Source organism: Streptomyces sp. NPDC028314 (assembly GCF_055565795.1).
This window is the reverse complement of record NZ_JBVHTP010000008.1, coordinates 376527-401290: the sequence shown is the minus strand read 5'-3', so window position 1 is coordinate 401290 and position 24764 is coordinate 376527. Positions and strand designations below refer to the sequence as shown.

At 72.1% G+C, this 24764-nt stretch carries 28 protein-coding genes; 16 read left to right on the top strand and 12 right to left on the bottom strand.

Annotation, left to right across the window (positions count from 1 at the left end; all coding sequences use genetic code 11):
• Positions 1–183 precede the first annotated feature (183 nt).
• From ACZ4TG_RS20915 to ACZ4TG_RS20880, 8 genes are all read left to right on the top strand, one after another.
• Positions 184–837 (top strand): HAD family hydrolase, encoded by a 654-nt coding sequence (locus ACZ4TG_RS20915; RefSeq protein ID WP_468164821.1) that lies wholly within the window; start codon positions 184–186, stop codon positions 835–837.
• A 93-nt stretch (positions 838–930) separates the two neighbouring features.
• Positions 931–2154 carry an MFS transporter gene (locus tag ACZ4TG_RS20910; RefSeq protein ID WP_468164819.1) on the top strand — a complete coding sequence of 408 codons (1224 nt, stop codon included), beginning with the start codon at positions 931–933 and terminating at the stop codon, positions 2152–2154.
• On the top strand, positions 2126–3274 hold the full coding sequence (locus ACZ4TG_RS20905) for an acetoin utilization protein AcuC (RefSeq protein WP_468164877.1): 1149 nt from the start codon (positions 2126–2128) through the stop codon (positions 3272–3274). The genes ACZ4TG_RS20910 and ACZ4TG_RS20905 overlap by 29 nt, the downstream gene beginning before the upstream one ends.
• Before the next feature lie 104 nt (positions 3275–3378).
• Positions 3379–4209, top strand: a complete 831-nt coding sequence (locus tag ACZ4TG_RS20900) for a phosphatase (protein ID WP_468164875.1) — start codon at positions 3379–3381, stop codon at positions 4207–4209.
• A 114-nt stretch (positions 4210–4323) separates the two neighbouring features.
• Positions 4324–4533, top strand: a complete 210-nt coding sequence (locus tag ACZ4TG_RS20895; protein WP_008738568.1) for a helix-turn-helix domain-containing protein — start codon at positions 4324–4326, stop codon at positions 4531–4533.
• Between the two features lie 121 nt (positions 4534–4654).
• Positions 4655–4753, top strand: a complete 99-nt coding sequence (locus ACZ4TG_RS20890) for a 30S ribosomal protein bS22 (RefSeq protein ID WP_003948845.1) — start codon at positions 4655–4657, stop codon at positions 4751–4753.
• Between the two features lie 95 nt (positions 4754–4848).
• Positions 4849–5937 (top strand): NAD-dependent epimerase/dehydratase family protein, encoded by a 1089-nt coding sequence (locus tag ACZ4TG_RS20885; RefSeq protein WP_468164873.1) that lies wholly within the window; start codon positions 4849–4851, stop codon positions 5935–5937.
• Positions 5937–6923: a lysophospholipid acyltransferase family protein gene (locus ACZ4TG_RS20880; RefSeq protein WP_468164817.1), complete on the top strand. Its 987-nt coding sequence runs from the start codon at positions 5937–5939 to the stop codon at positions 6921–6923. The genes ACZ4TG_RS20885 and ACZ4TG_RS20880 overlap by 1 nt, the downstream gene beginning before the upstream one ends.
• Positions 6924–7001: 78 nt before the next feature.
• Here ACZ4TG_RS20880 and ACZ4TG_RS20875 read toward each other — a convergent pair whose 3' ends face one another.
• The 3 genes from ACZ4TG_RS20875 to ACZ4TG_RS20865 form a co-directional block, all read right to left on the bottom strand.
• Positions 7002–8204 (bottom strand): DUF5667 domain-containing protein, encoded by a 1203-nt coding sequence (locus tag ACZ4TG_RS20875; protein WP_468164815.1) that lies wholly within the window; start codon positions 8202–8204, stop codon positions 7002–7004.
• A gap of 231 nt (positions 8205–8435) precedes the next feature.
• A complete protein-coding gene (locus ACZ4TG_RS20870) occupies positions 8436–9251 on the bottom strand; it encodes an ECF subfamily RNA polymerase sigma factor, BldN family (protein ID WP_468164813.1) in 816 nt (271 codons plus the stop codon).
• A 398-nt stretch (positions 9252–9649) separates the two neighbouring features.
• Entirely contained in the window at positions 9650–10645 is a 996-nt protein-coding gene (locus ACZ4TG_RS20865) for an HAD family hydrolase (RefSeq protein WP_468164810.1), read from the bottom strand.
• 181 nt (positions 10646–10826) lie between these two features.
• Here ACZ4TG_RS20865 and ACZ4TG_RS20860 point away from each other — a divergent pair, with 181 nt between their 5' ends.
• The 6 genes from ACZ4TG_RS20860 (at position 10827) to hemB (ending at position 17632) form a co-directional block, all read left to right on the top strand.
• Entirely contained in the window at positions 10827–11105 is a 279-nt protein-coding gene (locus ACZ4TG_RS20860) for a glutaredoxin family protein (RefSeq protein ID WP_468164808.1), read from the top strand.
• A gap of 273 nt (positions 11106–11378) precedes the next feature.
• Positions 11379–12230, top strand: a complete 852-nt coding sequence (locus tag ACZ4TG_RS20855; protein ID WP_468164806.1) for a redox-sensing transcriptional repressor Rex — start codon at positions 11379–11381, stop codon at positions 12228–12230.
• Entirely contained in the window at positions 12227–13894 is a 1668-nt protein-coding gene (locus ACZ4TG_RS20850) for a glutamyl-tRNA reductase (protein ID WP_468164804.1), read from the top strand. The genes ACZ4TG_RS20855 and ACZ4TG_RS20850 overlap by 4 nt, the downstream gene beginning before the upstream one ends.
• A complete protein-coding gene (gene hemC / locus ACZ4TG_RS20845) occupies positions 13891–14859 on the top strand; it encodes a hydroxymethylbilane synthase (protein WP_468164802.1) in 969 nt (322 codons plus the stop codon). The genes ACZ4TG_RS20850 and hemC overlap by 4 nt, the downstream gene beginning before the upstream one ends.
• Positions 14856–16523, top strand: a complete 1668-nt coding sequence (locus tag ACZ4TG_RS20840; RefSeq protein WP_468164800.1) for a bifunctional uroporphyrinogen-III C-methyltransferase/uroporphyrinogen-III synthase — start codon at positions 14856–14858, stop codon at positions 16521–16523. The genes hemC and ACZ4TG_RS20840 overlap by 4 nt, the downstream gene beginning before the upstream one ends.
• A gap of 107 nt (positions 16524–16630) precedes the next feature.
• Positions 16631–17632: a porphobilinogen synthase gene (hemB, locus tag ACZ4TG_RS20835; RefSeq protein WP_468164798.1), complete on the top strand. Its 1002-nt coding sequence runs from the start codon at positions 16631–16633 to the stop codon at positions 17630–17632.
• Between the two features lie 30 nt (positions 17633–17662).
• Here the strand turns inward: hemB and ACZ4TG_RS20830 are convergent, their stop codons facing one another.
• Positions 17663–18244 carry a hypothetical protein gene (locus ACZ4TG_RS20830; RefSeq protein WP_468164796.1) on the bottom strand — a complete coding sequence of 194 codons (582 nt, stop codon included), beginning with the start codon at positions 18242–18244 and terminating at the stop codon, positions 17663–17665.
• Positions 18245–18397: 153 nt separating this feature from the next.
• Here ACZ4TG_RS20830 and ACZ4TG_RS20825 point away from each other — a divergent pair, with 153 nt between their 5' ends.
• Entirely contained in the window at positions 18398–18670 is a 273-nt protein-coding gene (locus ACZ4TG_RS20825) for a DUF1876 domain-containing protein (RefSeq protein WP_468164794.1), read from the top strand.
• Between the two features lie 75 nt (positions 18671–18745).
• Here ACZ4TG_RS20825 and ACZ4TG_RS20820 read toward each other — a convergent pair whose 3' ends face one another.
• On the bottom strand, positions 18746–19471 hold the full coding sequence (locus ACZ4TG_RS20820; protein WP_468164871.1) for an ABC transporter permease: 726 nt from the start codon (positions 19469–19471) through the stop codon (positions 18746–18748).
• A gap of 14 nt (positions 19472–19485) precedes the next feature.
• Complete coding sequence (locus tag ACZ4TG_RS20815) at positions 19486–20457, bottom strand: ATP-binding cassette domain-containing protein (protein WP_468164792.1); 972 nt, start codon at positions 20455–20457, stop codon at positions 19486–19488.
• 105 nt (positions 20458–20562) lie between these two features.
• On the opposite strand from ACZ4TG_RS20815, the gene ACZ4TG_RS20810 reads away from it, so the two are divergent.
• Positions 20563–21345, top strand: a complete 783-nt coding sequence (locus tag ACZ4TG_RS20810; protein WP_468164790.1) for a TetR/AcrR family transcriptional regulator — start codon at positions 20563–20565, stop codon at positions 21343–21345.
• Positions 21346–21434: 89 nt separating this feature from the next.
• Here the strand turns inward: ACZ4TG_RS20810 and ACZ4TG_RS20805 are convergent, their stop codons facing one another.
• From ACZ4TG_RS20805 to ACZ4TG_RS20780, 6 genes are all read right to left on the bottom strand, one after another.
• Entirely contained in the window at positions 21435–22004 is a 570-nt protein-coding gene (locus ACZ4TG_RS20805) for a hypothetical protein (protein ID WP_468164788.1), read from the bottom strand.
• A 162-nt stretch (positions 22005–22166) separates the two neighbouring features.
• Complete coding sequence (locus tag ACZ4TG_RS20800) at positions 22167–22619, bottom strand: hypothetical protein (protein WP_468164786.1); 453 nt, start codon at positions 22617–22619, stop codon at positions 22167–22169.
• On the bottom strand, positions 22616–23125 hold the full coding sequence (locus tag ACZ4TG_RS20795) for an RNA polymerase sigma factor (RefSeq protein WP_468164784.1): 510 nt from the start codon (positions 23123–23125) through the stop codon (positions 22616–22618). The genes ACZ4TG_RS20800 and ACZ4TG_RS20795 overlap by 4 nt, the downstream gene beginning before the upstream one ends.
• A complete protein-coding gene (locus tag ACZ4TG_RS20790) occupies positions 23122–23550 on the bottom strand; it encodes a DUF3995 domain-containing protein (protein ID WP_468164782.1) in 429 nt (142 codons plus the stop codon). Before ACZ4TG_RS20790 ends, ACZ4TG_RS20795 begins: the two co-directional genes overlap by 4 nt.
• Positions 23551–23652: 102 nt before the next feature.
• On the bottom strand, positions 23653–23901 hold the full coding sequence (locus tag ACZ4TG_RS20785) for a DUF397 domain-containing protein (RefSeq protein ID WP_468164780.1): 249 nt from the start codon (positions 23899–23901) through the stop codon (positions 23653–23655).
• Positions 23898–24683, bottom strand: a complete 786-nt coding sequence (locus ACZ4TG_RS20780) for a helix-turn-helix domain-containing protein (protein ID WP_468164778.1) — start codon at positions 24681–24683, stop codon at positions 23898–23900. The genes ACZ4TG_RS20785 and ACZ4TG_RS20780 overlap by 4 nt, the downstream gene beginning before the upstream one ends.
• Positions 24684–24764: the final 81 nt, after the last annotated feature.

Genomic DNA, 24764 nt, shown 5'->3' with positions numbered 1-24764 from the left:
GTACTGCAGGGGGGACCCTGTGGGAGAGTAGGACGCCGCCGAACAATCATTGTGGGAAAGCCCCGCACCTTATGGTGCGGGGCTTTTCTGCGTTCTGGGCCCATTCGAGGGCCCGAGGCCTGCACCCGGATGCCCGGCATGGTCTCAGGAGGTATCGGTGCCGGCGGCTCGTACTGTGGACGTATGGGCTATGACCTCGTCATCTTCGACAACGACGGCGTGCTGGTGGACAGCGAGCCGATCGCCAACCGGATCCTCGCCGGGTACCTGACCGAGCTGGGACACCCGACCTCGTACGACGAGTCGCTGCGCGACTACATGGGAGCCGCCGTCCACCGGGTGCACGATCTCGTCGAGGAGCGGACCGGACAGCGGTTGCCCGAGGACTTCGACGCGACGCTGCACGCGCGTACCGCCGCCGCGTTCGAGCGGGAGATCCGGCCGGTCGACGGGATCGAGGACGTGCTGGGCGCTCTCACCGCGCACGGGGTGGCGTACTGCCTCGCGTCCTCCGGGAATCACGAGCGGATCCGGGTCGGGCACCTGGCGGCCGGGATCGACGGGTGGTTCGAGGAGGAGTGGATCTTCAGCTCGGAGGACGTGGGCCGGGGGAAGCCCGCTCCGGACCTGTTCCTGCACGCGGCGGACCAGATGGGCGTCGCCCCGGCGCGGTGCGTGGTCGTCGAGGACAGTCCGCTCGGGGTGGAGGCCGCCGTGGCCGCCGGCATGCAGGTGCTCGGGTTCACCGGGATGATGCCGGCCGACCGGCTCGTCGGGGCCACCAGCTGCTTCGGGGACATGAAGGAGCTCATCCGGCTGCTCGGGCTGGAGGGCTGAGCCTCGTCTTCGCTCGTGGTTGCGGGTCGTTGTTCCGATTCGATAGGTGATCGCTCTACCCACGGGTAGCCCGCGCCCCTACGCTGAGCCGCCATGACAGAAGACGTGCGGCTGCGCCGTGGGCGCGGATCCCTGGGGTTCAGCTTCTTCGTGCAGGGCGTGACCTTCGCCCTGCTCGTGACGCGCATCCCGGCGATCCAGGACCAGTACGGGATATCCGACGGGCTGCTGCCCGTCTTCCTCGCCGCCGTGCCGATCCTCGCGGGGGTCGCGAGCGTCGCCACCGAGCACCTGGTGAAGCGGGTCCCGCCGAGCGTGGTGCTGAGGTGGGCCCAGCCGCTGGTGCTGCTGGCCCTCCTCGGGGTCGGGGCCGGCAGCCGGATGTGGCACGTGGCGGTGGCCCTGGGGGCGTTCGGGCTGTCCGTGGGAGCGCTGGACGCCTCCATGAACATGCTCGGGGTGAGCCTCCAGCGGGCGTACGGGCGCAGCATCATGCTGGGTTTCCACGCCACGTACAGCCTGGGCGGGATCGTCGGGGCGTCCGCCGCGTGGGCGGGGGCGCACTGGCACCTGGGGCTGTTCACGAGCTATCTGCCCGCGGTGGTGGTGCTGCTTCCGCTCGTGGTGGCCGGGAGCCGGTACTACGTGGACCACCGGGACGCTGCGGGCGAGGCGGAGAAGGGGCTGGGGGCCGGCGGGTTCAAGCTGTTGCTGCCGCTGTGCCTGGTGATGGCCTGCGCGTACATCGGGGATTCGACGGTCTCCAACTGGAGCGCGAAGTACCTCCAGGACGTGCTGGGGAGCTCGGAGCAGCTGGCGACCGTCCCCTACAACGTGTACATGGTGACCACGCTGATCGGGCGGTCGGTGGGGGACCTGGGCGTGCGGCGCTTCGGGGCCGTGGCCGTCGTACGGGCGGGGACGCTGGTCGCCGCCCTCGGGTTCGCGGTGGTGGCCGCCGCGCCCGGGGCGTGGACGGGGATGCTGGGGTTCACGCTGCTGGGGATCGGGTTGTGCGTGATCGTGCCGCAGACCTTCGCGGCGGCCGGGCGGCTGTTCCCGGGGGCGTCGGACACGGCGATCGCGCGGCTGAACATTTTCAACTACGTGGGTTTCCTGGTCGGTTCGCCGCTGGTCGGCGGGATCGGGGACGCGTGGAGCTACCGGGGCGCGATGCTCGTGCCGATGGTGCTGGTGTTGGTGACCTTGTTCCATGCCCGCTCGTTCGGCTCCGAGGGCGCCCGATACGGTGTCGGGCATGAGCGGCGTGCCGGTGACCGGGTTGTTGATGTGGGACGAGGCGGTAACGAGGTATGACTTCGGGCCGAGCCATCCGATGGATCCGGTGCGCCTGGCGCTGACCATGGGGCTGGTGCGCGCCTTCGGGCTGGACCGGGCCATGGAGGTACGGGCGGCCCCGGCGGCCGGGGATTCGACGCTGAGGCTGGTGCACCGCGAGGACTACGTCGCGGCGGTGCGCGAGGTGTCGGCCGATCCCGGGGCGGCCGACGGTTCGTACGGGCTCGGGACCATGGACGATCCGGCCTTCCACGGGATGCACGAGGCGTCCGCGCTGATCGCCGGGCAGTCGGTGGGGGCGGCGGAGGCCATCTGGCGCGGGGAGGTGCGGCACGGGGTGAACTTCGCCGGCGGGCTGCACCACGCGATGCCGGGCGGGGCCGCCGGGTTCTGCGTGTACAACGACGCGGCGCTCGCGGTAGCGCGGCTGCTGGAGCTGGGGGCGGAGCGGGTCGCGTACGTGGATGTGGACGTGCACCACGGTGACGGGGTGCAGGCGGCGTTCTGGGACGACCCGCGCGTGCTGACGATCTCGCTGCACGAGCATCCGCGGACCCTGTTCCCGCAGACCGGCTGGCCCGAGGAGACGGGCGGGCCGGGCGCGGAGGGCTCGGCTGTCAACGTGGCGCTCGATGCGGGGACCGGGGACGAGGGCTGGCTGCGGGCGTTCCACGCGACCGTGCCGGAGCTGCTGGCGGACTTCCGGCCGCAGGTGCTGGTGACCCAGCACGGGGCCGATACGCACTTCGAGGACCCGTTGGCCCATCTGGCGGTGTCGCTGGACGCCCAGCGGGCGGTCCAGGAGGCCTGCCACGAGCTGGCGCACGAGCACGCGGACGGCCGGTGGCTGGCGCTGGGCGGCGGGGGCTACGCGGTGGTGGACGTCGTACCGCGGTCCTGGACGCACCTGGTGGCCATCGCCGCGCACCGGCCGGTGGATCCCGCGTCGGCGGTCCCGGACGCGTGGCGCGAGGAGGTGTACGCGCGGACCCGGCAGCCGGCGCCGGCCCGGATGACGGACGGCCGGACGGTGTCGTGGCGCGGGTGGGACGCGGGCTACGATCCGGCGGACCGGACGGATCAGGCCGTTCTGGCGACCCGCCGGGCGGTGTTCCCGCTGCGCGGCATGCTCCTGTAGCCCTGCTGTGGCCCTCCGGTGGACGTGAAGCATCGTTACGCCAACTGTGGGGCTGTTTGCCGGAATTGATGAGCCGCCAGGTCCGGTGGGGCAGCATCGGCAAGGTGTTGAGCACCGGCGCGCTGCGTGCGCATCTGCTGGCCTCCCGGTTGGCCGGGCCCGTCGCCACTTCACGGGAGGAGAGCCTGCGCAGTTACCGGCTGTTCGCGGCGCGGGATCCGCGGGTGCTGCTGGGGCTGGACCCGGAGTGGGGCTGGGGCGAGGGCGACCTGCTGAGGCTGATGGCGGACAAGTGCGGGGTCTCGGCGGACCCGGCGCACGTCAGCGGGCCGGACGTGATCGACCCGGAGCGGACGGTGGCCGCCCTGGAGGCCTTCGCGGGGCGGCTGGGGGAGGCGGCGAGGGCGCGGTCGCCCCTGTTGTTCGGAACGGGGCATCCGCACCGCCTCCTGGGGTTCTACGCCAGTTTGGCCCAGGCGCTGTCGGCGGCGGGATGTGTTGTCCTCACCCCGGCGCAGGGGGTCCGTGTCGACATGGCGACCCGGTTCGGCGTACGCCCGCACCGCATCGATTACGTACGGGGAGTCGCACTGGTGCGGGAACCCGGCGCGCGGCCGCCGGGGAGTGCGACCGGCGTGCACACCCATTCGCCGCTGCCGGTTCGGATCGCCCTCGGGGCGCTCGCGGAGGGCGGGGGGCCGCTGCCGGGGTTGGTGGTGGGGGACCACGGCTGGGTCTGCGGTGCAGGTCAGCTCGGTGTGGAGGCGATCGGGCTGGCCGATACGGATGATCCCGCGTTGTTCGTCGGGGAGGCCGAGGGGCGGGTGTCGGTGGCCGTTCCGCTTGATGACGCGGTGCGCTCGGACTACTACCGGCCGCTGACTCGCTATGTTCTCGGCCGCGCGGGCCTGCCGGTGCGTCAGGAGTGGCCGTAGCTCCTCTTCCCCACTCGTATCACACGCCCCTACTCTGGGGAGTGAGCGTGCGACGACGGGGCGTAACCGGAGGGGAAGCCGGTGCCCGTCATGCGCGGAAGGTCAAGGTGTGTCATGGCTGCTGGCGAGAGGCCTCTCAGTGAGGTTCAGTTCCTGACCGTGGCGGAGGTCGCCTCGGTGATGCGAGTGTCGAAGATGACCGTGTACCGCCTGGTGCACAACGGTCATCTGCCCGCAATCCGGGTGGGCCGGTCCTTCCGGGTCCCCGAGAACGCGGTCCACGAGTACCTCCGAGAGTCCTATGTGGGGGTGGAGTCGGCCTGACTCTGAACCCGGCAGGCCCTCGGATTACAAGCTCAGAGCTCGGGACGGTAGGCTAGGCCGACGTAGGTCGTGTGGGCCCCGACGCCCCGCACCGAATGAAGAGAAGTGAGCGAGGGTAGTCGTGGGCTCTGTTATCAAGAAGCGGCGCAAGCGGATGGCTAAGAAGAAGCACCGCAAGCTGCTCAAGCGCACCCGCGTCCAGCGCCGTAACAAGAAGTAAACGGCAGCTGTACGTGTTCTCCGCAGCCCCTCCACCATCCTGGTGGAGGGGCTGCGGTGCAGCCGGGGTACTTCTTCGAGGGAGGCGCTGAGCTCGTGGGCAAGGTCGTACTCGTCACCGGGGCTGCCCGGCAGCTGGGGGGCCGCTTCGTGCGCCGCATCCAGCGGGACCCCGACGTCGAGCGGGTGATCGCGGTGGATGCCGTGAGCCCGCCGCACCGGCTCGGCTCGGCCGAGTTCGTGCGTACGGACATCAGACAATCGGCCATCGCCCGGGTGCTCGCGGAGCACACCGTGGACACGGTGGTCCACCTCGCCGTCACAGGCGGCAGTGCGGGGTCGGGCGGTGCGCGCAGCGCCGTCAAGGAAACGAACGTCATCGGGACGATGCAGCTCCTCGGAGCCTGCCAGAAGTCACCGACGGTACGACGGCTCGTGGTGAAGTCCAGTACCAGCGTGTACGGGGGCACCTCACGGGACCCGGCGGTCTTCACCGAGACCACGCAGCCCAAGTCGCTGCCGGCGGCCGGCTTCGCGAAGGACGCCGCCGAGGTCGAGGGATACGTACGGGGCTTCGCGCGAAGACGGCCCGACGTGGCCGTGTGCGTCCTGCGGTTCGCGAACATCCTGGGGCCGTACGCGGATTCCGCGCTCGCCGAGTACTTCTCGATCCCGGTGATGCCGACCGTGCTGGGCTACGACCCGCGGCTCCAGTTCGTCCACGAGGACGACGTGGTGGACGTGCTGCGGCTGGCGGCCGGGGAACCCCGGCGCGGGACGCTGAACAGCGGGACCTTCAACATCGCGGGCGACGGGGTGCTGCTGTTGTCCCAGTGCGCCCGGCGGCTGGGGCGGCCGACGGTGCCGCTGCTGCTGCCCGCCGTGACCTGGGTGGGTTCGGCGTTGCGCGCGGTCGGGGTGACGGAGTTCTCGCCCGAACAGATAAGGCTGCTGACGCACGGGCGGGTCGTGGAGACCTCCCAGATGCGGGACACCCTGGGGTTCGCGCCGATGTACACGACCGCGGAGACCTTCGCGGACTTCGCGCGGAGCCGGGGGAGCGGACTGCTGCCTCCGGAGCGGATGGGGCGGGCCGTGGACCGGGTGGCGGGGATGGTCGGCGGCGGCGTGTCGCGTGCGGATGTGTCAGGTGTGGGGCCGGCGGCTGAGGGAGCGAAGAGATAGTGGCGGACGCGAAGGTCATTCCGTTCGACGAGGACCGGCCGCGCCGGAGACAGCCACGGCGGGTGCGGGTCGCTCCGTCCGCGGCGCCGGAGCCGGCCGTTGAGCCGCCGGTGGCGGCCGTGGAGCCGGCGCCCGGGCCTGCCGGGGCGGACTGGGACCGGCGGATCGCCGGCGGGCTGGCGTTCCTGCGGCGGCGGATCACCGGGGAGTACGAGGTCGACGACTTCGGCTACGACAAGGAGCTGACGGACCAGGTCCTGATGTCCCTGCTGCGGCCCCTCTACGACAAGTACTTCCGGGTCGAGGTCAAGGGCATCGAGAACGTCCCGAAGGAGGGTGGTGCGCTGATCGTGGCGAACCACTCCGGGACGCTGCCGCTGGACGGGCTGATGCTCCAGGTCGCCGTGCACGACCACCACCCGGCGGAGCGGCACCTGAGGCTGCTGGCGGCGGACCTGGTGTTCATGCTGCCGGTGGTGAACGAGCTCGCGCGCAAGGCCGGGCACACGCTGGCCTGCGCGGAGGACGCGCAGCGGCTCCTGGAGGCCGGGGAGCTGGTCGGGGTGATGCCCGAGGGCTTCAAGGGGATAGGGAAGCCGTTCGGGGACCGGTACAAGCTGCAGCGGTTCGGGCGGGGCGGATTCGTGTCCACGGCGCTGCGCGCGGGAACGCCGATCGTGCCGTGCTCGATCGTGGGGGCGGAGGAGATCTACCCGATGGTCGGCAACGCCAAGACGCTGGCGCGGCTGCTGGGGGTTCCGTACTTCCCGATCACGCCGACGTTCCCGTGGCTGGGGCCGTTGGGTGCGGTGCCGCTGCCGACGAAGTGGACGATCCAGTTCGGGGAGCCGATTCCGACGGACGGGTATCCGGCGGAGGCCGCTGAGGATCCGATGCTGATGTTCAACCTGACGGACCAGGTGCGGGAGCAGATCCAGCACACCCTGTACCGGCTGCTGGTGCAGCGGCGGTCCGTGTTCTTCTGAGGCCCGCGTTCGGGCAGGGGAGCAGGCAGGGGGTGCGGGCGGGGCCGGATGGCCCCGCCCGCACCGTGTCCTGCGGTACTACTCGGCGTCCTCCGCCTGGATGCCCAGGCCCGGGAGCAGGCCGGGGAGGAGCGGCGGGAGGGTGATGTCCGGCTTCGGGAGATCCGGAGTGGCCGCCGGGGGCGGGGCCGACTGGCCCTGCGTCGGCGGGTGCAGCAGGTCGCCCGTACCGCCCAGGAGCCCGCCGCCGGGGGCGGGAGGCTTGGTGGTGCCCGGAGCCGGCGTGCTCGGGGGAGACGCCGCCGGGGCACCTGACGGGGGTGCGGAGTGCTGCTTTCCGGCGGGAGCGCTGGGCTTCGCCGAGGTGCCGGGGGAGCCGCGGGTCTGCTCCGGTGGCTTCGGCAGCAGGCCCTGGAGCGGCGCCACGTCATCGTCTATGGCCTGGAAGACCGACTCCACCTCGCCCCCGACGTCGGTGAGCTGCGCCGGGAGCTTCTCCCGGAGCCGGCCCCACGCGTCGCGGTGCGAGCGGGAGAACGACGACAGCGTCTGGATCGGGGCGAGTGAGCCGTCCCGTTCGTACGCCGCCTGGAGGAGCCGGTGGCCCTCCGCCGCATCGTGCTTCATGCCCGCCAGTGCTCGGCGGATCTCGCCCAGGGACTCGTGGTCCAGTACGCCCGTCCGGCCCCGCTCCATCAGCCTGCGGGCCTCGGACAGCCGGTTCGAGGCCTGGTCCAGGTAGAGCTCGCCCCGGTCCGAATCCTCGTCGGCCATGCCCAGCTTCAGGTCCTCCATGCCCCGTTTGATCGGGTAGAGGGAGTCACCGGGCAGGGCGTCCGTGCTGGCAGCGGCCACTCCGCTGAAGGCCCCGGCGGCCACACCCACGGTGAGGCCACCCGCTGCGATGCCCTTGGACCAGCGGGAGCGGGGCCGCAATTTCCGGAGCGAGTTCGCCCGGTGGGCGCCGCGGCCGGTCCGCTGTTCGGGCACCAGAGGGTCGGCGGCTGCGCCTCCGGCCCTCTCTTCCATCACCATGGCCTCCATGGCGGCGACGAGCTGGGCTCGTTGCACCACTTTGACCTCGGGGTCCAGCACCGGGCGCGGCATTCTTTCGCCGAGTACGCTCGCCAGGGCCAACAACCGGTCGTGGTCGGCAGGTTCGGCAGGTGCCTCGGACTGCTCGGCCGCCGGGTCCGGTTCCGAAAGGTCGGACGGGGTCCGATCCTCCAGGGCCTGGGCGAAGGCGTTCGCCCGCCGGTGCGGAGTCACGTTCGCGATCACTGGCGGCACCTCCTCTCGTCATGACGATCGACTCCCCAAGGTGTCCGGAAGGTTGCCTTCCTTGAGCACATCCACACTTTCGAGTGAGCGGCTTCGGGCAGGGCGTGTCCACAGGGAGCCTGCATTCCGCACAACGAGCGGCGCGGCACTTGGGTTACGGACGAAGGATGATCGGACCACAGCGTCATCGGAGTCATCGACAGGGGTTACGGGGTGTGAGTAGGGCCGCGGTCAGCGGGCGTCGTCGGGGAGCAGGCGGGCGAGCGTGCGGACCGCCCGGTACTGGAGCGTTTTGATGGCCCCCTCGTTCTTCCCCATGACCCGGGCCGTCTCGGCGACCGACAGGCCCTGGAGGAAGCGCAGGGTCACGCACTCCTGCTGCTGTGGGTTGAGTTTCCGTACGGCTTCCAGGAGGGCCGCGTTGGAGAGGGACTCCAGGACCGAGTCCTCGGGGCTGCGCTCCACCTCGTTGGCGTCGAGCATCTCGCCGGTGGTGACCTCCAGCCGGAAACGGCTGGACTTGAAGTGGTCCGCCACCAGGTTGCGCGCGATCGTCACGAGCCAGGCCCCGAAGTCGCGGCCCTGCCAGGTGAAGGTGGAGATGCGGCGCAGCGCGCGCAGGAAGGTCTCGCTGGTGAGATCCTCCGCGGTCGCCTTGCCGCCGACGCGGTAGTAGATGTAGCGGTACACCGTGTCGCTGTACTGGTCGTAGAGCCGGCCGAAGGCCTCGGCCTCGCCGGCCTGGGCGCGTTCGACCAGGTCCATCATGCGGGCCTGGTCGCTGTCCGCCGTGGGGCGGCGGGCGGCCGGCGCGCTCGTGCCGGTGGCGGTGCTGCTCGATCCTCCGCCCGCGCGGCCTCGTCTGCCCACCGTCGCTCCGCCGTCGGTCAGGGCATAGCAAGGACCGGCCGGGCCGAGGCCGGCAGGGACCGCGGCGGCGAAGGCGGGGACGGCGTACGCGGTGGGGACGAAGCCACGCAGGTGGTCGAGGACCGTTGCGCGCAGCGTAGCCAGGCCCGAGGCGTCAACCCCGACAGGTGGGTACACGGGACTCCCAGAGGCAGAGCTTCCATCACGTGCAGTGCGGGACCGTTCACCCGTCGTGGCGACAGATGGGCGGTGGCATGCGTTTGAGGAGAATAACGCTTCGTACAGGCAGCGCTACACCCAGTTGCTCAAATCACCGGTTCCGACACTTCTGTTGCGTGTCGAGGGCATATTCAGTCGCAGATGGTGATCGATTCTTGATCGGTTGGATGCGCGGAATGGAAGCTTCCACCGTGGCTCGCGACCGGGTCGGGCATGCGCGAGTGCCGCGCCGGACGCGCGGGTAAGGCTGCGGGAATGCCCTTGGGGCAGCGGGCCGGGAGCGCGCGAGAAGCCCCCCGGCGGGCGCCGGAGGGCTGCGGCGCAGGCCGGGAAAGGGGCGCCGGGGGCGCGGGAGGCTACTTGCGGCGGCGGTGCAGGGCGACGGCGGCCGCCGCGCCGCCGGCGATCGCGCCGACCCCGGCTGCGGCCGGGACGCCGACCTTCACGGCCTTGCGGCCGGTCCGATAGTCGCGCAGCCGCCAGTCGTGTGCGCGGGCATGCTTGCGCAGTTTTGTATCGGGATTGATCGCGTACGGATGTCCGACCAGGGACAGCATCGGGATGTCGTTGTGCGAATCGCTGTACGCGGCGCAGCGGTCGAGGTCCAGGCCCTCGGCGGTGGCCAGGGCGCGGACGGCCTCGGCCTTGGCGGGGCCGTGCAGCGGTTCGCCGACCAGCCGGCCGGTGTAGACGCCGTCCACGGACTCGGCGACGGTGCCCAGCGCTCCGGTCAGGCCGAGGCGGCGCGCGATGATCGTGGCGGTTTCGACGGGGGCGGCCGTGACGAGCCAGACCTTCTGGCCGGCGTCGAGGTGGGCCTGGGCCAGGGCGCGGGTGCCCGGCCAGATCCGCTCCGCCATGTACTCGTCGTAGATCTCCTCGCCGATCGCCATGAGTTCGCAGACCTTGTGGCCCTTGACGATGGACAGCGCGCTGTCGCGGGCGTCCTGCATGTGCTCGGGGTCCTCGACGCCGGCGAGCCGGAACCAGGCCTGCTGCCAGGCGAAGCGGGCGAGCTCGCGGCGCCGGAAGAACTCGCGCTTGTAGAGGCCGCGGCCGAAGTGGAAGATCGCGGCGCCCTGCATGACGGTGTTGTCGAGGTCGAAGAAGGCGGCGGCGAGGTCGTCGCCGGGCACCGGGAACTCGGGCTCGGCGGGCGCCTGCGGCTCCTCGGGGGCTTCCGCGCCCGGGGTGGCGGCGAGTGCGTCGGGCGTCGGCTCCGCGGCCTCCGTGAAGGGTGGCGCTTCGGCCTGAGCGGTCTTGCGCGCTGCCTCGGCCGAGGCCTCGCCTGCCAGCACGCTCCGCGCGGTCGCGGAGCGCCTACGGGGGGTGAGCCATCCCAGAGCGGCCATGACGCGAGCATAGCCATTGTGTTCGGGAGTTCTCGAACCGATGGGAAACGCGGGCGTGAACTCTTCGGAACCGGAAGCCGGGCCGGGGCCCGCCGGCCGGCCAAGGGCCGGGGGCCGGGGGCCGGGGCGGGGGCCGGGCAGGGGCGGGGGAGGGGTGGCGGCGGCGCGGGACAATGAGGACATGAGTCCTTTGCTGCGTCGTAAGGAAAAGAAGCGTCCCGGCGAGCGGATGGTCACGCTCATCGGGAAGCCGGGGTGCCATCTCTGCGATGACGCCCAGCTTGTGGTCGAGAAGGTCTGCGCCGAGACCGGAGCGCAATGGGAGAAGAAGGACATCTCGCAGGACGAGGAGCTCCACCGGCTGTACTGGGAGCAGATTCCGGTGGTGCTGGTGGACGGCGAACAGCACACGTTCTGGAGGGTGAATCCTGACCGGCTGCGCCGGGCATTGGAGGGCTGACCCCCCGGCCGGTTACCATCATGGGCGATTTGTGGGGACTCGGGGGCGTATCGATGAGGAGTGTGTACCGCTTTGCCCCCCTCGGGATTTGAACGGGTTCGGCCCGTTCCTGGTTCCGGCCCTGGACGCCCGGCCCGCGTGACCCCGGTCACTTTGCTCGGACAAAGCGGACACAATCTTTGTGCACGCGTTCACAAAGACATAGCCTGCATTCGACGGGGCGGTCTTGGGACAAGTGACCGCCTGCAGCCCCGCTCATCCCGCAGGAGCATCGTGGCAACTGGCCGAACTCACCGACCGGCGACCCGCAGCCGAGGTATTCCCGAGGCCACTGTCGCCCGGCTTCCGCTGTACTTGCGCGCACTCACCGCGCTCTCCGAGCGATCGGTCCCCACGGTGTCCTCCGAGGAGCTCGCGGCCGCCGCCGGAGTCAACTCCGCGAAGCTGCGCAAGGACTTCTCGTACCTCGGCTCCTACGGCACCCGCGGGGTCGGCTACGACGTCGAGTACCTCGTCTACCAGATCTCCCGCGAGCTCGGGCTGACCCAGGACTGGCCGGTCGTCATCGTCGGCATCGGCAACCTCGGCGCGGCCCTCGCCAACTACGGCGGCTTCTCCGCGCGCGGGTTCCGCGTCGCGGCGCTCATCGACGCCGACCCCGCGATGGCCGGAAGGCCGGTCGCCGGGATGCCGGTGCAGCACACCGATGACCTGGAGAAGATCATCGAGGAGAACGGCGTCTCGATCGGGGTCATCGCGACCCCGGCCGGCGCCGCGCAGCAGGTGAGCGAGCGGCTGATCGCCGCCGGTGTCACCTCCATCCTGAACTTCGCGCCGACCGTGCTGTCGGTGCCCGAGGGCGTGGACGTGCGCAAGGTCGACCTGTCGATCGAGCTGCAGATCCTCGCCTTCCACGAGCAGCGCAAGGCCGGGGAGGAAGCGGCTGCCGCCGCTGCCGCCGACGGGTCCGCCCCGGGCGCGGGTGCCGCGGTTTCCGAGGGCCCCGCGGGTACGGGCACCGGAGCCGCGCCGACCGCCGCCGTCGTACCGCCGGCCGGCCGGGCCGCCGCCGCGGCGCGCAAGGGCAACCCCGAGGGCGACGTTCCGGCGGTGATGCCGGCATGAGTCTGCTCGTCGTAGGGCTGAGCCACCGCAGCGCGCCCGTCAGCGTGCTGGAGCGGGCCTCCCTGTCCGCCGATGCCAAGGTCAAGCTGCTGCACGACACCCTCGCCGCCGAGCCGGCGGCGGAGGCGGCCGTGCTCGCCACCTGCAACCGCATCGAGCTGTACGCCGACGTGGACAAGTTCCACGCGGGCGTCGCCGAGCTGTCGACGCTGCTCGCGCAGCACAGCGGCGTGGCTCTGGAGGAGCTCACCCCGTACCTGTACGTGCACTACGAGGACCGGGCGGTGCACCACCTGTTCTCGGTGGCGTGCGGGCTGGACTCCATGGTCGTCGGCGAGGGGCAGATCCTCGGGCAGATCAAGGACGCGCTGGCGCTGGGGCAGGAGCTGCACACGGCGGGCCGGCTGATCAACGACCTGTTCCAGCAGGCGCTGCGGGTCGGCAAGCGGGCGCACTCCGAGACCGGGATCGACCGGGCCGGGCAGTCGCTGGTGACGTTCGGCCTGGAGCAGCTGGCCGTGCACGAGCCGGTGGAGAAGTGGGCCGCGGGCAAGCGGGCGCTGGTGATCGGCGCCGGGTCGATGTCCTCGCTGGCCGCCGCGACACTGGCGCGGGTCGGCGTCGCCGAGATCGTCGTGGCGAACCGGACCGGCGAGCGGGCGGAGCGTTTGGCCGAGATTCTGGTTGCCTCGGGCACCGGGGTGGCGGCCAGGGCCGTGCCGATGGCTTCGGTGGCCCGGGAGCTGACACGAGTCGACGTGGTCGTCTCCTGTACGGGCGCGACCGGGCTGGTGCTGACCGGCGAGGACGTGGGCGGCGCCGTGGCCGGGGGCTTCGCCCCGGACCCCGGGCCCCAGACGCCGGCCGGGCCGGACACCGCGGACGCGGCCGGGCTGGACCGGGACGTACTCGCCCGGCTCGTCGCCGCCGCCGAAGGCGGGCGCAGGCTCGCCGATGCCGGGGCCGTACGGGTCATCAGCGCTCCTGCCGAGGCCGACGGCTGCCCGGTGGCGCCCGAGGGGCGTTCCGCGCTGACCGGCGTCGACGCCAACTCCCTCGAACTGCACGGCACCTGGGCCGACCAGGGCGAGGCCACCGCGCAGCGGCAGCCCCGCAAGGGGGCCCGCAGCCAGGTGGACGTCCTGCCGGTCCGGCTCGCGCTGCTCGACCTGGCCATGCCCCGGGACATCGACGCCGCCGTGCACCGCATCCCCGGGGTGCGGCTCGTGGACATCGAGTCCCTCGCCGAGGCCTCCGCCGACGCGCCGATGGCCGCCGACGTGGACGCCGTACGCGGGATAGTCGCGGAGGAGGTCGCCGCGTTCGGAGCGGCCCAGCGCGCCGCGCACATCACGCCCACGGTCGTCGCGCTGCGCGCCATGGCCGCGGAGGTCGTGGCCATGGAAGTGGCCCGGCTCGACGGGCGGGTCCCCGATCTCGACGAACGGCAGCGGGCCGAGGTCACTCAGACCGTCCGCCGTGTCGTCGACAAGCTCCTGCACGCGCCGACCGTGCGCGTCAAGCAGCTCGCGAGCGAGCCCGGCGGCGCCGGGTACGCCGAGGCGCTGCGTGAACTCTTCGACCTCGACCCTCAGACGGTGGCCTCCGTCAGCCGGGCGGACGCGGCCGATCCGAAGAACGACGACCCAGGACGGGCATCATGAACACACGTCCCGACCAGCCCCTCCGGCTTGGCACGCGACGCAGCAAGCTGGCCATGTCGCAGTCCGGGCACGTCGCCGAGGCGGTACGGGCGGTCACCGGCCGGCCCGTCGAGCTCGTGGAGATCACGACCTACGGTGACGTGTCCCGCGAGCACCTCGCGCAGATCGGCGGTACCGGGGTGTTCGTCACGGCCCTGCGCGACGCCCTCGTGCGGGGCGAGGTCGACTTCGCCGTGCACTCGCTGAAGGACCTGCCGACCGCGCAGCCCGAGGAGCTGGTCATCGCGGCCATGCCGCAGCGGGAGGACCCGCGCGACGCGCTCGTCGCCCGCGACGGCCTGACCTTCGAGCAGCTGCCCGACGGCGCGCGGATCGGTACCGGTTCGCCGCGGCGCACGGCGCAGCTCAACGCGTACGCCAAGAGCCTGGGCAAGGTCGTCGAGACGGTCCCGATCCGCGGGAACGTCGACACCCGGATCGGGTACGTGCGCGACGGTGAGCTGGACGCCGTCGTGCTCGCCGCCGCCGGGCTCAACCGGATCGGCCGCGGTGACGAGGCGACCGACCTGCTGTCCGTGGACAACGTGCTGCCCGCCCCCGGCCAGGGTGCCCTGGCCGTGGAATGCCTCGCGTCCGACACGGACCTCATCGCTGCCCTCGGCGAACTCGACGACCCGTACACCCGGGCCGCCGTGACCGCCGAGCGGTCCCTGCTCGCCGCCCTGGAGGCCGGCTGCAGCGCCCCCGTGGGCGCGCTCGCCGACCTTCTGGCCGACGGGCAGATTGTCAATGAAATGCGCCTGCGTGGTGTCGTCGGAACGCTCGACGGCTCGACTCTCGTACAGCTGTCCACCACCGGTCCCGTGCCCCAGTCTCACGACGAAGCCATGGCGCTCGGCCGCGAACTCGCGGACGAGATGCTGGCCAAGGGCGCGGCCGGTCTGATGGGGGAGCGATCCCTTTGAACCCCTCACGTCCCACCACCTCCGCTTTTCCGGCGGTCGCCGCCCACGGGCACGTCACCTTCCTCGGTGCCGGCCCGGGTGACCCGGGTCTGCTGACGCTGCGCGCCGTCGAGGCGCTCGCCGCCGCGGACGTACTGATCGCGGAGCCCGAGGTGCTCGAGGTCGTACGCACCCATGCGCGTGCGGGTGTCGACACGCCGCAGCTGACGATCGCTGACGAGGCGTCAACGGCCGCCGGGGTGCCGGTGATCCGTGACGCCGCCAATCTTGTCATGGAGGCCGCGCGGTCCGGCAGGCGGGTGGTGCGCGCCGTCACGGGCGACCCCGGCCTGGACGGGAACGCCGCCGAGGAGATGCTGGTCTGCGCGACCGAGGGCATCCCCTTCGAGGTGGTGCCCGGTGTGGCGACCGCCGTCGGCGTGCCCGCGTACGCGGGTGTCCCGCTGAGCGGCAAGCTGGGCGCCGACGTGCGGTTCGTCGACGCGCGCAACGCCTCGGCGCGCTGCTGGAGCGAGGTCGGCACGAGCGACGGGATCCTCGTCGTCTCCGCCACCTTGGAGACCGTGTCCGCGGCCGCCGCCGAGCTGGTGTCGGCCGGGCGCAAGCCCGACACCCCGCTGACCGTGACGGTGGCCGGCACCACGACGCGCCAGCGGACGTGGAGCGCGACGCTCGGGACGATCGCCCAGGTCTTCAAGCAGGGCAAGGTACTGCCCTCGCCGGAGGGCTCGCGGCCGGTCATAGCCGTGGTCGGTGAGCACGGCGCCGCCGCGCGGCGCGAGGAGCTGGCCTGGTTCGAGTCGAAGCCGCTGTTCGGCTGGCGGGTGCTCGTACCGCGCACCAAGGAGCAGGCCGCCTCGCTCTCCGACCAGCTGCGTTCCTACGGCGCGGTGCCGCACGAGGTGCCGACGATCGCCGTCGAGCCGCCGCGCACCCCGCAGCAGATGGAGCGGGCGGTCAAGGGTCTGGTGACGGGCCGCTACGAGTGGATCGCCTTCACCTCGGTGAACGCCGTGAAGGCCGTCCGGGAGAAGTTCGAGGAGTACGGGCTGGACGCCCGTGCCTTCGCGGGCATCAAGGTCGCCGCGGTGGGCGAGCAGACCGCGGCCGCGCTGGTGGAGTTCGGCGTCAAGCCGGACCTGGTGCCCAGTGGCGAGCAGTCGGCCGCCGGTCTGCTGGAGGACTGGCCGCCGTACGACCCGGTCTTCGACCCGATCGACCGCGTCTTCCTGCCGCGTGCCGACATCGCGACGGAGACGCTGGTCGCGGGCCTGATAGAGCTCGGGTGGGAGGTCGACGACGTCACCGCCTACCGGACCGTGCGCGCGTCGCCGCCGCCGGCGGACACCCGCGAGGCGATCAAGGGCGGTGGCTTCGACGCCGTGCTGTTCACCTCGTCGAGCACCGTGCGGAACCTGGTGGGCATCGCCGGGAAGCCGCACAACGTGACCGTCATCGCGTGCATCGGGCCGGCGACGGCCAAGACGGCGGAGGAGCACGGCCTGCGGGTCGACGTGCTGTCTCCGGAGCCCTCGGTGTCGAAGCTGGCGGAGGCGCTGGCCGAGTACGGTGCGGCGCGCCGCGAGGCGGCCAAGGAAGCCGGCGAGTCGGTGGCGCGGCCGAGCGAGCGGCGGCCGGGTGCGCGCAGACGCCGTACGACGTGACGTGATCTGACGTGACCTGAGCGGTTCAGGGGTGGGGCCCGGGTGCGCGAGCGCCCGGGCCCTACGCTGTTCCTGACTGTTCTCGATGCTCGAAGAGGCGACTGAAGATGAGCGCGTACGGATCCTTCCCCGGCTCGCGGCCCCGTCGGCTGCGCACCACCCCGGCGATGCGGCGGATGGTCGCGGAGAACCGGCTGCACCCCTCGGACCTGATCCTCCCGGCGTTCGTACGGGAGGGGATCAGCGAGCCGATCGCGATCTCGGCGATGCCGGGGGTCGTCCAGCACAGCCGGGACACGCTGCGCAAGGCCGCTGCGGAGGCGGTGTCGGCCGGCGTCGCGGGGATCATGCTCTTCGGGGTCCCGGCGGACGAGAACAAGGACGCGCGGGGTACCGCGGGCACCGAGCCCGACGGGATCCTGCAGCTCGCGATCCGCGATGTGAAGGCCGAGGTCGGCGACGACCTGGTGATCATGTCGGACCTGTGCCTGGACGAGTACACCGACCACGGCCACTGCGGTGTGCTGGACGAGCACGGGCGGGTGGACAACGACGCCACGCTGGAGCGGTACGCGGAGATGGCGCAGGTGCAGGCCGACGCGGGCGTCCACGTCGTGGGGCCGAGCGGGATGATGGACGGCCAGGTGGGCGTGATCCGCGACGCGCTGGACGAGACGGGCCACGAGGACGTGTCGATCCTGGCGTACACGGCGAAGTACACGTCGGCGTTCTACGGGCCCTTCCGGGAGGCCGTGGCGTCCTCGCTCCAGGGTGACCGCAAGTCCTACCAGCAGGATCCGGCGAACGCCCGGGAGTCGCTGCGGGAGCTGGCGCTGGACCTGGAGGAGGGCGCCGACATGGTGATGGTCAAGCCGGCGGGCCCGTACCTGGACATCCTGTACCGGGTCGCGCAGGCGGTGGACGTGCCGGTGGCCGCGTACCAGATCAGCGGCGAGTACGCGATGATCGAGGCGGCTGCCGAGCGCGGCTGGGTGGAGCGGGACCGGGCCATCCTGGAGACGCTGCTGGGGATCAAGCGCGCGGGCGCGGACACGATCTTGACCTACTGGGCGACCGAGGTCGCCCAGTGGCTGCGCCGCGAGGGCTGAGGCGGGGCGGGTTTGCCGGGCGCCGGGCCGCTAGCAGCCGAGGCGCCTGACGGCCTGGTCGGCTCCGGCCTGCCAGCCGTTCCAGTAGGTGGTGCTGTGGTCCGCGGTCTTGGCGGCCTGGGGACGCTGGTGGCAGTTCACCCTTTCTGCCGCGCTCGCTTCCCGGTAGCCGTTCGCGAAGCCCTGCTGGAAGTCCCGCCGTTGCTGCCTCGTGTCCTGGGGGGTCGCGGGCTGGGTGGCCTGCGGCTTGGAGGGCGGAGGAGGCTTGGCGGCTCCGACCTTGCAGTTCAGGAAGGCGAAGGACTGGTTCTCGTTGACGGCGAGAACGGTGTAGTCGACGTTCTTCTGGAAGCGGGTCACCTTGAAGTTGCCGTTCGCGTCCACGTTCAGGTCTTCGGTGGTCTGGCCGTCGTTGAGCTTGCGGGGGGCGTCGAGGCCCTCCCCGGTGATGGTGACGGACATGCCGTTGGCCGCGGGGGTGACGGTGCAGCTCGCGGCGGGCACCGCGGCGAGGGCGGACGGTGCGAGGAAGGCGGCGCCGCCGAGGGCGACCGAGGACGCGAGGAGCGAGGTGATCAGGGTGCGTCGCGTGCGTTGCGTACGTCGGTGCATGAGGTGACTCCCGTAAGGCCGGGGCGGCTCCGCGAGCCGCCTGCCCCCTTTCTTCATCCTGCGCCGGGCGCTCGGGGGTGTCGAGCGGGCGGTCGCGGTCGGGCGCGGACAGGCGCACTCTGGAGGTCTAGGGCGATCTGGAGGTGATGCACCATGTCCACACTCGTCGGATGGCACGTGGAGCTCGAATTCACCGAGGAGGGCAACCGGACCAGTGCGGCGGCCCTGGTACGGCTCGGTGACGGCTCCGAGATCAGGGCGCACGGTTACGCGATGCGCCATCCTTCCGACCCGGACCAGCTCCGGGTCGGCGAGGAGATCGCCGGGGCCCGGGCGATGATGGACCTCGCGTCCCAGATGCTGCAGAAGGCGCACTCGGAGATCGACGAGGCCACCGGACGGCATTCGTACCCGCTCAACCGCTGACCGGCACGGCCGGCAGGACCGGCGGGGGCGTCCGCGAGAGCAGCGGCGGACGCCTCCGCCGCGTCCGGGCGCCCCTCAGCGCGTCCGGTGGCGGAACAGCAGCCCGGTGAGGCACACCGCGCCGGCCCCGATGGCCGCGCACCAGGTCAGCGCCACCCAGGGGGTGTTCCCCGTCGGCTGCGCCAGCAGCAGCCCGCGCAGGGATTCGATCACCGGGGTCAGCGGCTGGTGCCCGGCGAAGCCGTGCAGCCAGCTCGGCATGGTGTCGATGGGGACGAACGCGCTGCTCGGGTACGGCAGGAACATCATCAGGAACGTGAAGCCTCCGGCCGCCTCCGGGGTGCGCGCGAGCAGCCCCAGGGCGGCCGCCAGCCAGGAGATCGCGGTGATGTAGGCGACCAGGAGCCCGAGCGCGGCGAGGAAGCCGGCCGGGCCGGCCTGCGGGCGGAACCCGATCGCGAGGGCGACCAGCAGGACGAGGCCGGTCGAGAGCAGGTTGCGCAGCACGGACGCGGTCACGTGGCCCGCCAGGATCGGGACGCCGCCGACGTCCAGGGAGCGGAAGCGGTCGACCGCGCCGCTCTCCATGTCCAGGGTGACGCTGACGGCGGTGCCGGCCGCGCCGAATCCCGCGCAGAGCAGCATGGCGCCGGGGACCACGTAGGTCACGTACGCGGTGCCGGTGTCGATCGCCCCGCCGAAGAAGTAGACGAAGATCAGCATCAGCATCACGGGCAGCATCAGCGCGGTGACCAGCGCTTCCGGGTTGCGGCGGCTGATGCGCAGGCTTCGGGCGGCCATCGTGGCGGCGGTGGTCACAGCAGGGCTCCTTCCCGGGGGCCGGCCCCGGCCTCGGCCCCGGTCAGGGCCAGGAAGACGTCGTCGAGGGTGGCGCTGGTGACGGTGAAGCGGTCGACGCGTTCGCGGTCGGGGTCGAGTTCGTCGAGCAGGGCGCGGACGTGGTGGGCGCTGCCGTCCGTCGGGATGCCGAGGGTCAGGTCGTGCGGGGCGTGGTGGACCGCGCGCGGTGCGAGGTGGTCGTAGGCGGCGCGGCTGCTCAGGACGAGGTCGAGGCGGTGGTCCGCGACGCGGGACTTCAGCTCGGCGGCGGTGCCTTCGGCGACGAGGCGGCCGGAGTCGATGACGGCGACGCGGTCGGCGAGCCGGTCGGCCTCCTCCAGGTACTGGGTGGTGAGCAGGACGGTGGTGCCGTCGGCGCGCAGTTCCCGTACGCAGTCCCACAACTCCTGGCGGCTGCGCGGGTCGAGGCCGGTGGTGGGCTCGTCGAGGAACAGCACCTCGGGGCGGGCCACCAGGCCCGCGGCGAGGTCGAGGCGGCGGCGCATGCCGCCCGAGTACGTCTTGACCAGGCGGCCGGCGGCGTCGGCGAGGCCGAAGCGGGTGAGGAGCTCGTCGGCGCGGCTGCGGGCGGCGGCGGGCGCGAGGCCGGTGAGGCGGCCGGTCATGCGCAGGGTCTCGGCGCCGGTCTGGAGTTCGTCGAGGGCGGTGAACTGGCCGGTGAGGCTGATCGCGCGGCGGACGCGGGCGCGGTCGGCGGTGATGTCGTGGCCGGCCACGCGCGCGCTGCCGGAGTCGGCGGCGGTGAGGGTGGCGAGGATCCGGACGGTGGTGGTCTTGCCCGCGCCGTTGGGGCCGAGGAGGGCCAGGACGCTGCCCCGGGGGACGGCGAGGTCGATGCCGTCGAGGACGCGGAGTTCCCCGTAGGACTTGGTGAGGGCGGTCGCCTGGATGGCGGGGCCGCGGCTGCCGGGGGTGGTTGCGGGCATGGGCCCACACTCCCTTCTCCTTCTGCGTATGCCTTACGCTCTTCTGCGTAAGTAATACACAGAACTAGGATGGCGGTCAACCAGGTACCGAGTACGAGGAGCACGATGGCGAGGGACCCGGAGAGCACCGGTGGTGGGACCGGACTCCCGGCCAGCCTGGAAACGGCCTGGGGCCTGCGCGAACGCCCCGGCAAGGGCCCGCGGCCCGGACTGAGCCTGGACCGGATCGTCGAAGCGGCCATCGGGCTCGCCGCCCGCGAGGGCGTGGAAGCGGTGTCGATGGGACGGGTCGCCAAGGAACTCGGCGTCTCCACCATGTCGCTGTACCGGTACGTGGCCGCCAAGGAGGAGCTGTACATCCTCATGGCCGACACCGGATCCGGGACCCCGCCCCCGCTGCCCGAGGGGGAACAGGGCTGGCGCGAGGCGCTGTCCGCCTGGGCCTGGCAGCAGCGCGAACTGCTCCACCGCAACACCTGGCTGCTGCGGATCCCCATCACCGCGCCGCCCGCGAGCCCGAACCAGGTCGCCTGGATGGAGCGGGGCCTGGCCGCGCTCGGCGGCACCGGGCTGCACGAGGGCGAGAAGCTGGCCGTGCTCACCCTCGTCGGCGGCTTCGTCCGCAACGAGGCCACCCTGACCGCCGACATGATCGACGCCATCGTCAAGAGCGGGATCGCCCCCGACCAGGTCATCGGCCGCTACGCCAACACCCTCGCCCTGCTCACCGACCCCGAGCGGCACCCCGCGCTGACCCGGCTGCTGGAATCCGGGGCCCTGAGCCCGTCCGCCGGTCCCGGCGACCCGGACTTCGCGTTCCGGTTCGGGCTGGAGCGGCTGCTGGACGGGCTGGCGGCGCTGGTGGCGCGCCGCTCCGACGAGGGCTAGGGCCCGTCTTCCGGATCGCCTGATCCGGAAGACGGGCCCTGGGCCGGGGCGTTGCCCCCGGCGGCCTAAGCGGCGGCCTAAGCGGCGGCCTAAGCGGCGGCCTTGGGGCAGGTCACATGGGCGAACTTCGAGGTGACGGTGTACGTGTCGTTGGGGACGCCGGTGAACTCGAAGAAGCCGTCCTTGATCGTCACGAATGTGTCCACGACGGCGCCCTTGGAGTTCTTCAGCGTGACCGTCTCGGCCTCCGGGAACCCCCTGCCGGACACGCCGTACGTTTGTCCCGGGCCCTTGGTCACCGTGCAGGTGATGGCGCCGTCGTCGTCGTTGTTCGGGACGAACTTCCGGCAGAGCGCGGTGCCGCTTCTCGCCACGACGCGGTAGTTGTCGTTCGGCATCCCGGTGACCTCGAAGAATCCTCCGCTGATCGCCTGGGTCACGCGCCTCGTGGAGCCCCGCAGGCTCTGCACGATGACTTTTTCGCCCGCTTTGAATCCGTTGCCCGACACGCCGAAGCGGCCACCAGGGCCTTCGGTCACCATGCAGGTGGCGCCGGGCACGGCTGCCACCGCCGCGCCGGCCGCCGGGGCGGCGGCCGCGGTCCACCCGCCGAAGGCCGTCGCCGCCGCGAGTGCGGACACGATGATCTTCTTGCGCATGGGCTTCTCCTTGCTTCAGACGGTCCAAAAGACCGGAGATCCGGAGCTGCGGCACTGCCTGCTGCCCCGGCGGAAGACGTGACCCCGATGCCCCACCCGATCATCACTATTCCACCGGGTGCGCCGGCCCGCATGCGGGGGCTCCCGCTCCTGGTCAGAGGCTCAGCGGCCCTCCGCCCGGTCCACGCGGGCCGCGAGCCGGGACATCGCCCGGGCCAGCTCCGAAGCCGCCCCGACCGGGACGATCGCCGCGCGGCCGGGCACCCGTACCCCGCCCGTCAGGGCCACCCGGGTGCCGCCGCCCGGCTCGGGGGCCGCGGCCATGCCGATGATCAGGAACCGGCTCTGGAGCCAGCACCAGCCGGGGCGCAGCACCCCGCGGAAGTGGGCGCGCAGCCCGTACTTGCTGCGGGCCAGCGCCTCGACGCGGTCGCCGGTCACCCGGAGCACGCGCACGCCGCGCATGTCCGGCTGGAAGCGGCCGAACTCGCCTTCCAGGTCGCCCATCACCGCCCACACGGCGGCCGGTTCGGCCGGCAGGACCTGCTCGACCACCCGTGCCCCGGGCACGCCGGCGGCCATGATCCGCAGTCGCCCGACCTCGTCCACTGTCATGAGAACCACGCCTTCCGGAAGCTCGTACGGGCCCGGTGCAGCCGGGACTTGGCGGTGCCGGGCGCCACCCCGAGGAGGGCCGCGGCGGACTCCTCGTCCAGGCCCTCCACGTCCCGCAGCACCAGGACGGCCCGGTGGTCCGGGGAGAGCCGGGCCAGTACGTCGTCGATGTCGGCGGCCAGTTGCGGATCGCCGCGTCCGGGTACGTCGGGCAGCTCGGCGGGGCGCGCCCGGGCCGCGCGGCGGGCGATGCGCACCGCCTCGCGGACCGCGATGGCCCGCACCCAGCCGTACAGGGTCTCCGGGTCCCGCAGCGAGCGCAGGGCCTTGAAGACCGCGATCAGCGCCTCCTGGGTGGCGTCGGGGCCGTCGGACAGGGCGATCGGGGTGCAGATGCGGGCGATGTACGGGGTGAGGTGGTCGAGGAGGTCGTGCAGCGCCAGGGTGTTCCCGGCGCGGGCGGCCCGTGCGAGCGCGACCCCGCGATCGCGTTCGGCCGGGGTCACCGGGCGCGCGCCAGCCGGGCGGCGGCCCAGCCGAAGCCGAGGCAGGCGGGGGTGTAGAGGGCGAGGTTCAGCGCGGAGAAGGGGCCCTCGGGGGTGTCGAGCACCCCGGCCGCCCAGCCCAGGCCCGCGAGCCCGCGGACGGCCAGCCCGGCCGCGACGGCGGCGGTCACCAGGCGGGTGGCGGGGCCGCCCCGGCCGCGGGCGTGCGCGAGTACGGCGGCGGCGCCGGTGAGGGTGATCGCGGCGAGCGGCAGCACGACCGGCGGGGCGAAGGACACCTCCATGCCGAGCACGGCCAGCGACAGGGCCCGCTCGTCGGAGGCGGGCCAGGTCTGCCCGGTGGCCCAGTACAGGTGCGCCAGGCCGTCTACGGCCAGCAGGGCGGCCAGCGCGGTTCCGGTGCGGCGGCGGGTGGTGACGTTCATGCGTGCTCCCCCTGGGGTGGTGAAGGCCAACACCCCAAGGAGGAAGCGGGAACGGGGAACGTTCCTGTGGGCCGCGTCACAGGGAGGCGGCCCGGGCAGGAGCTATCCGCCGACCCAGTCCGTCAGCCGGGCCCAGGCCCCGGGGGCCAGGGAGAGGGTGGGACCGTGCGGGACCTTGGAGTCCCGTACGTGCACCTGGCCGGCGGCGCAGTTGCAGGTGGCCACCTCGACGCAGGCGCCGCCCTCGTCACCGCTGTAGCTCGACTTGTGCCAGGCGACGGCCACTTCCAGGCACTGGCCGCCCTCGCTGCCGCTGTAGCTGGACTTGAACCACACGAGTTCGGTGCTCATCGCTCTCCTAGCAGCCGGTCCAACAGGTCCCTCGTCTCATCGAAGTTGAGGGCCTGGGACCGCAGCATCGCATACTTCTGGGTGAGGATGCTGACCTCATTCGGGTCGCGAACGAGGATGCTGCCACGCTGGGTTTCCGAGTAGGCCAGGTGCTGGTGCTCGGGGGTCTCCAGCAGGGTGAACGGGCCGTCGAGGCCGGCGTGGGCGGTGATGCCCAGACGCAGTACCTGGAGGGCGATGCCCGGGCGGTCGGCGCAGGCGCGCAGATGCCGGACCTGCTCCCGGTGGACCGCGTCACCGCCGATCCGGTCGCGCAGGGCGGCCTCCCAGATCACGAAGCTGAGGGTGGGCGGGGCCGGGCGGCGCAGTATCTCCTGGCGCTTGATGCGGCGGGCGGTCTGGAGCTCGATCCACTCCTCCCCGTGGTAGGGGACGCGGCAGCCTAGGACCGCGCGCGCGTACTCCTCGGTCTGGAGCAGCCCCGGCACGGTGAGCGTGTCGTACCAGGACAGGGCGAGGGCCTCCAGCTCGCGCTCCATGTACTCCTCGGCCCACGGCGGGATGCTGTCGACCTCGGGCATCTTGTTCGCGGCGACCGTCAGTATCCCGGGCAGCCCCAGGATCCGGTCGATCCGCTCGGCGACATCGGGCATCAGGACGCGTCGGCCCTGCTCGATGGAGGCCAGCGTCTCGATGTCCATCGAGATTTCCAGGGCGAGTTCGCGCTGGGTCAGTCCTTTGGCGAGTCGGGCGACGGCGACCATCTCGCCGACCATCTTCATCGCGGTCGAATTGGGCCGAGCCCTTTTCCTTGGTGGCATGCAACCGAACTCCCCACCTGCGCCCGAGTGATAGCCGTACCA

What these genes read in the sequence shown, in the direction of transcription:
- ACZ4TG_RS20915 (WP_468164821.1), top strand. Translation starts at nt 184, where the DNA reads ATGGGCTATGACCTCGTCATCTTCGACAACGACGGCGTGCTGGTGGAC.
- ACZ4TG_RS20910 (WP_468164819.1), top strand. Translation starts at nt 931, where the DNA reads ATGACAGAAGACGTGCGGCTGCGCCGTGGGCGCGGATCCCTGGGGTTC.
- ACZ4TG_RS20905 (WP_468164877.1), top strand. Translation starts at nt 2,126, where the DNA reads ATGTGGGACGAGGCGGTAACGAGGTATGACTTCGGGCCGAGCCATCCG.
- ACZ4TG_RS20895 (WP_008738568.1), top strand. Translation starts at nt 4,324, where the DNA reads ATGGCTGCTGGCGAGAGGCCTCTCAGTGAGGTTCAGTTCCTGACCGTG.
- ACZ4TG_RS20865 (WP_468164810.1), bottom strand. Translation starts at nt 10,645, where the DNA reads ATGGCCGCTCTGGGATGGCTCACCCCCCGTAGGCGCTCCGCGACCGCG.
- ACZ4TG_RS20860 (WP_468164808.1), top strand. Translation starts at nt 10,827, where the DNA reads ATGAGTCCTTTGCTGCGTCGTAAGGAAAAGAAGCGTCCCGGCGAGCGG.
- ACZ4TG_RS20850 (WP_468164804.1), top strand. Translation starts at nt 12,227, where the DNA reads ATGAGTCTGCTCGTCGTAGGGCTGAGCCACCGCAGCGCGCCCGTCAGC.
- hemC (WP_468164802.1), top strand. Translation starts at nt 13,891, where the DNA reads ATGAACACACGTCCCGACCAGCCCCTCCGGCTTGGCACGCGACGCAGC.
- hemB (WP_468164798.1), top strand. Translation starts at nt 16,631, where the DNA reads ATGAGCGCGTACGGATCCTTCCCCGGCTCGCGGCCCCGTCGGCTGCGC.
- ACZ4TG_RS20830 (WP_468164796.1), bottom strand. Translation starts at nt 18,244, where the DNA reads ATGCACCGACGTACGCAACGCACGCGACGCACCCTGATCACCTCGCTC.
- ACZ4TG_RS20825 (WP_468164794.1), top strand. Translation starts at nt 18,398, where the DNA reads ATGTCCACACTCGTCGGATGGCACGTGGAGCTCGAATTCACCGAGGAG.
- ACZ4TG_RS20820 (WP_468164871.1), bottom strand. Translation starts at nt 19,471, where the DNA reads ATGGCCGCCCGAAGCCTGCGCATCAGCCGCCGCAACCCGGAAGCGCTG.
- ACZ4TG_RS20815 (WP_468164792.1), bottom strand. Translation starts at nt 20,457, where the DNA reads ATGCCCGCAACCACCCCCGGCAGCCGCGGCCCCGCCATCCAGGCGACC.
- ACZ4TG_RS20810 (WP_468164790.1), top strand. Translation starts at nt 20,563, where the DNA reads ATGGCGAGGGACCCGGAGAGCACCGGTGGTGGGACCGGACTCCCGGCC.
- ACZ4TG_RS20805 (WP_468164788.1), bottom strand. Translation starts at nt 22,004, where the DNA reads ATGCGCAAGAAGATCATCGTGTCCGCACTCGCGGCGGCGACGGCCTTC.
- ACZ4TG_RS20800 (WP_468164786.1), bottom strand. Translation starts at nt 22,619, where the DNA reads ATGACAGTGGACGAGGTCGGGCGACTGCGGATCATGGCCGCCGGCGTG.
- ACZ4TG_RS20790 (WP_468164782.1), bottom strand. Translation starts at nt 23,550, where the DNA reads ATGAACGTCACCACCCGCCGCCGCACCGGAACCGCGCTGGCCGCCCTG.
- ACZ4TG_RS20785 (WP_468164780.1), bottom strand. Translation starts at nt 23,901, where the DNA reads ATGAGCACCGAACTCGTGTGGTTCAAGTCCAGCTACAGCGGCAGCGAG.
- ACZ4TG_RS20780 (WP_468164778.1), bottom strand. Translation starts at nt 24,683, where the DNA reads ATGAAGATGGTCGGCGAGATGGTCGCCGTCGCCCGACTCGCCAAAGGA.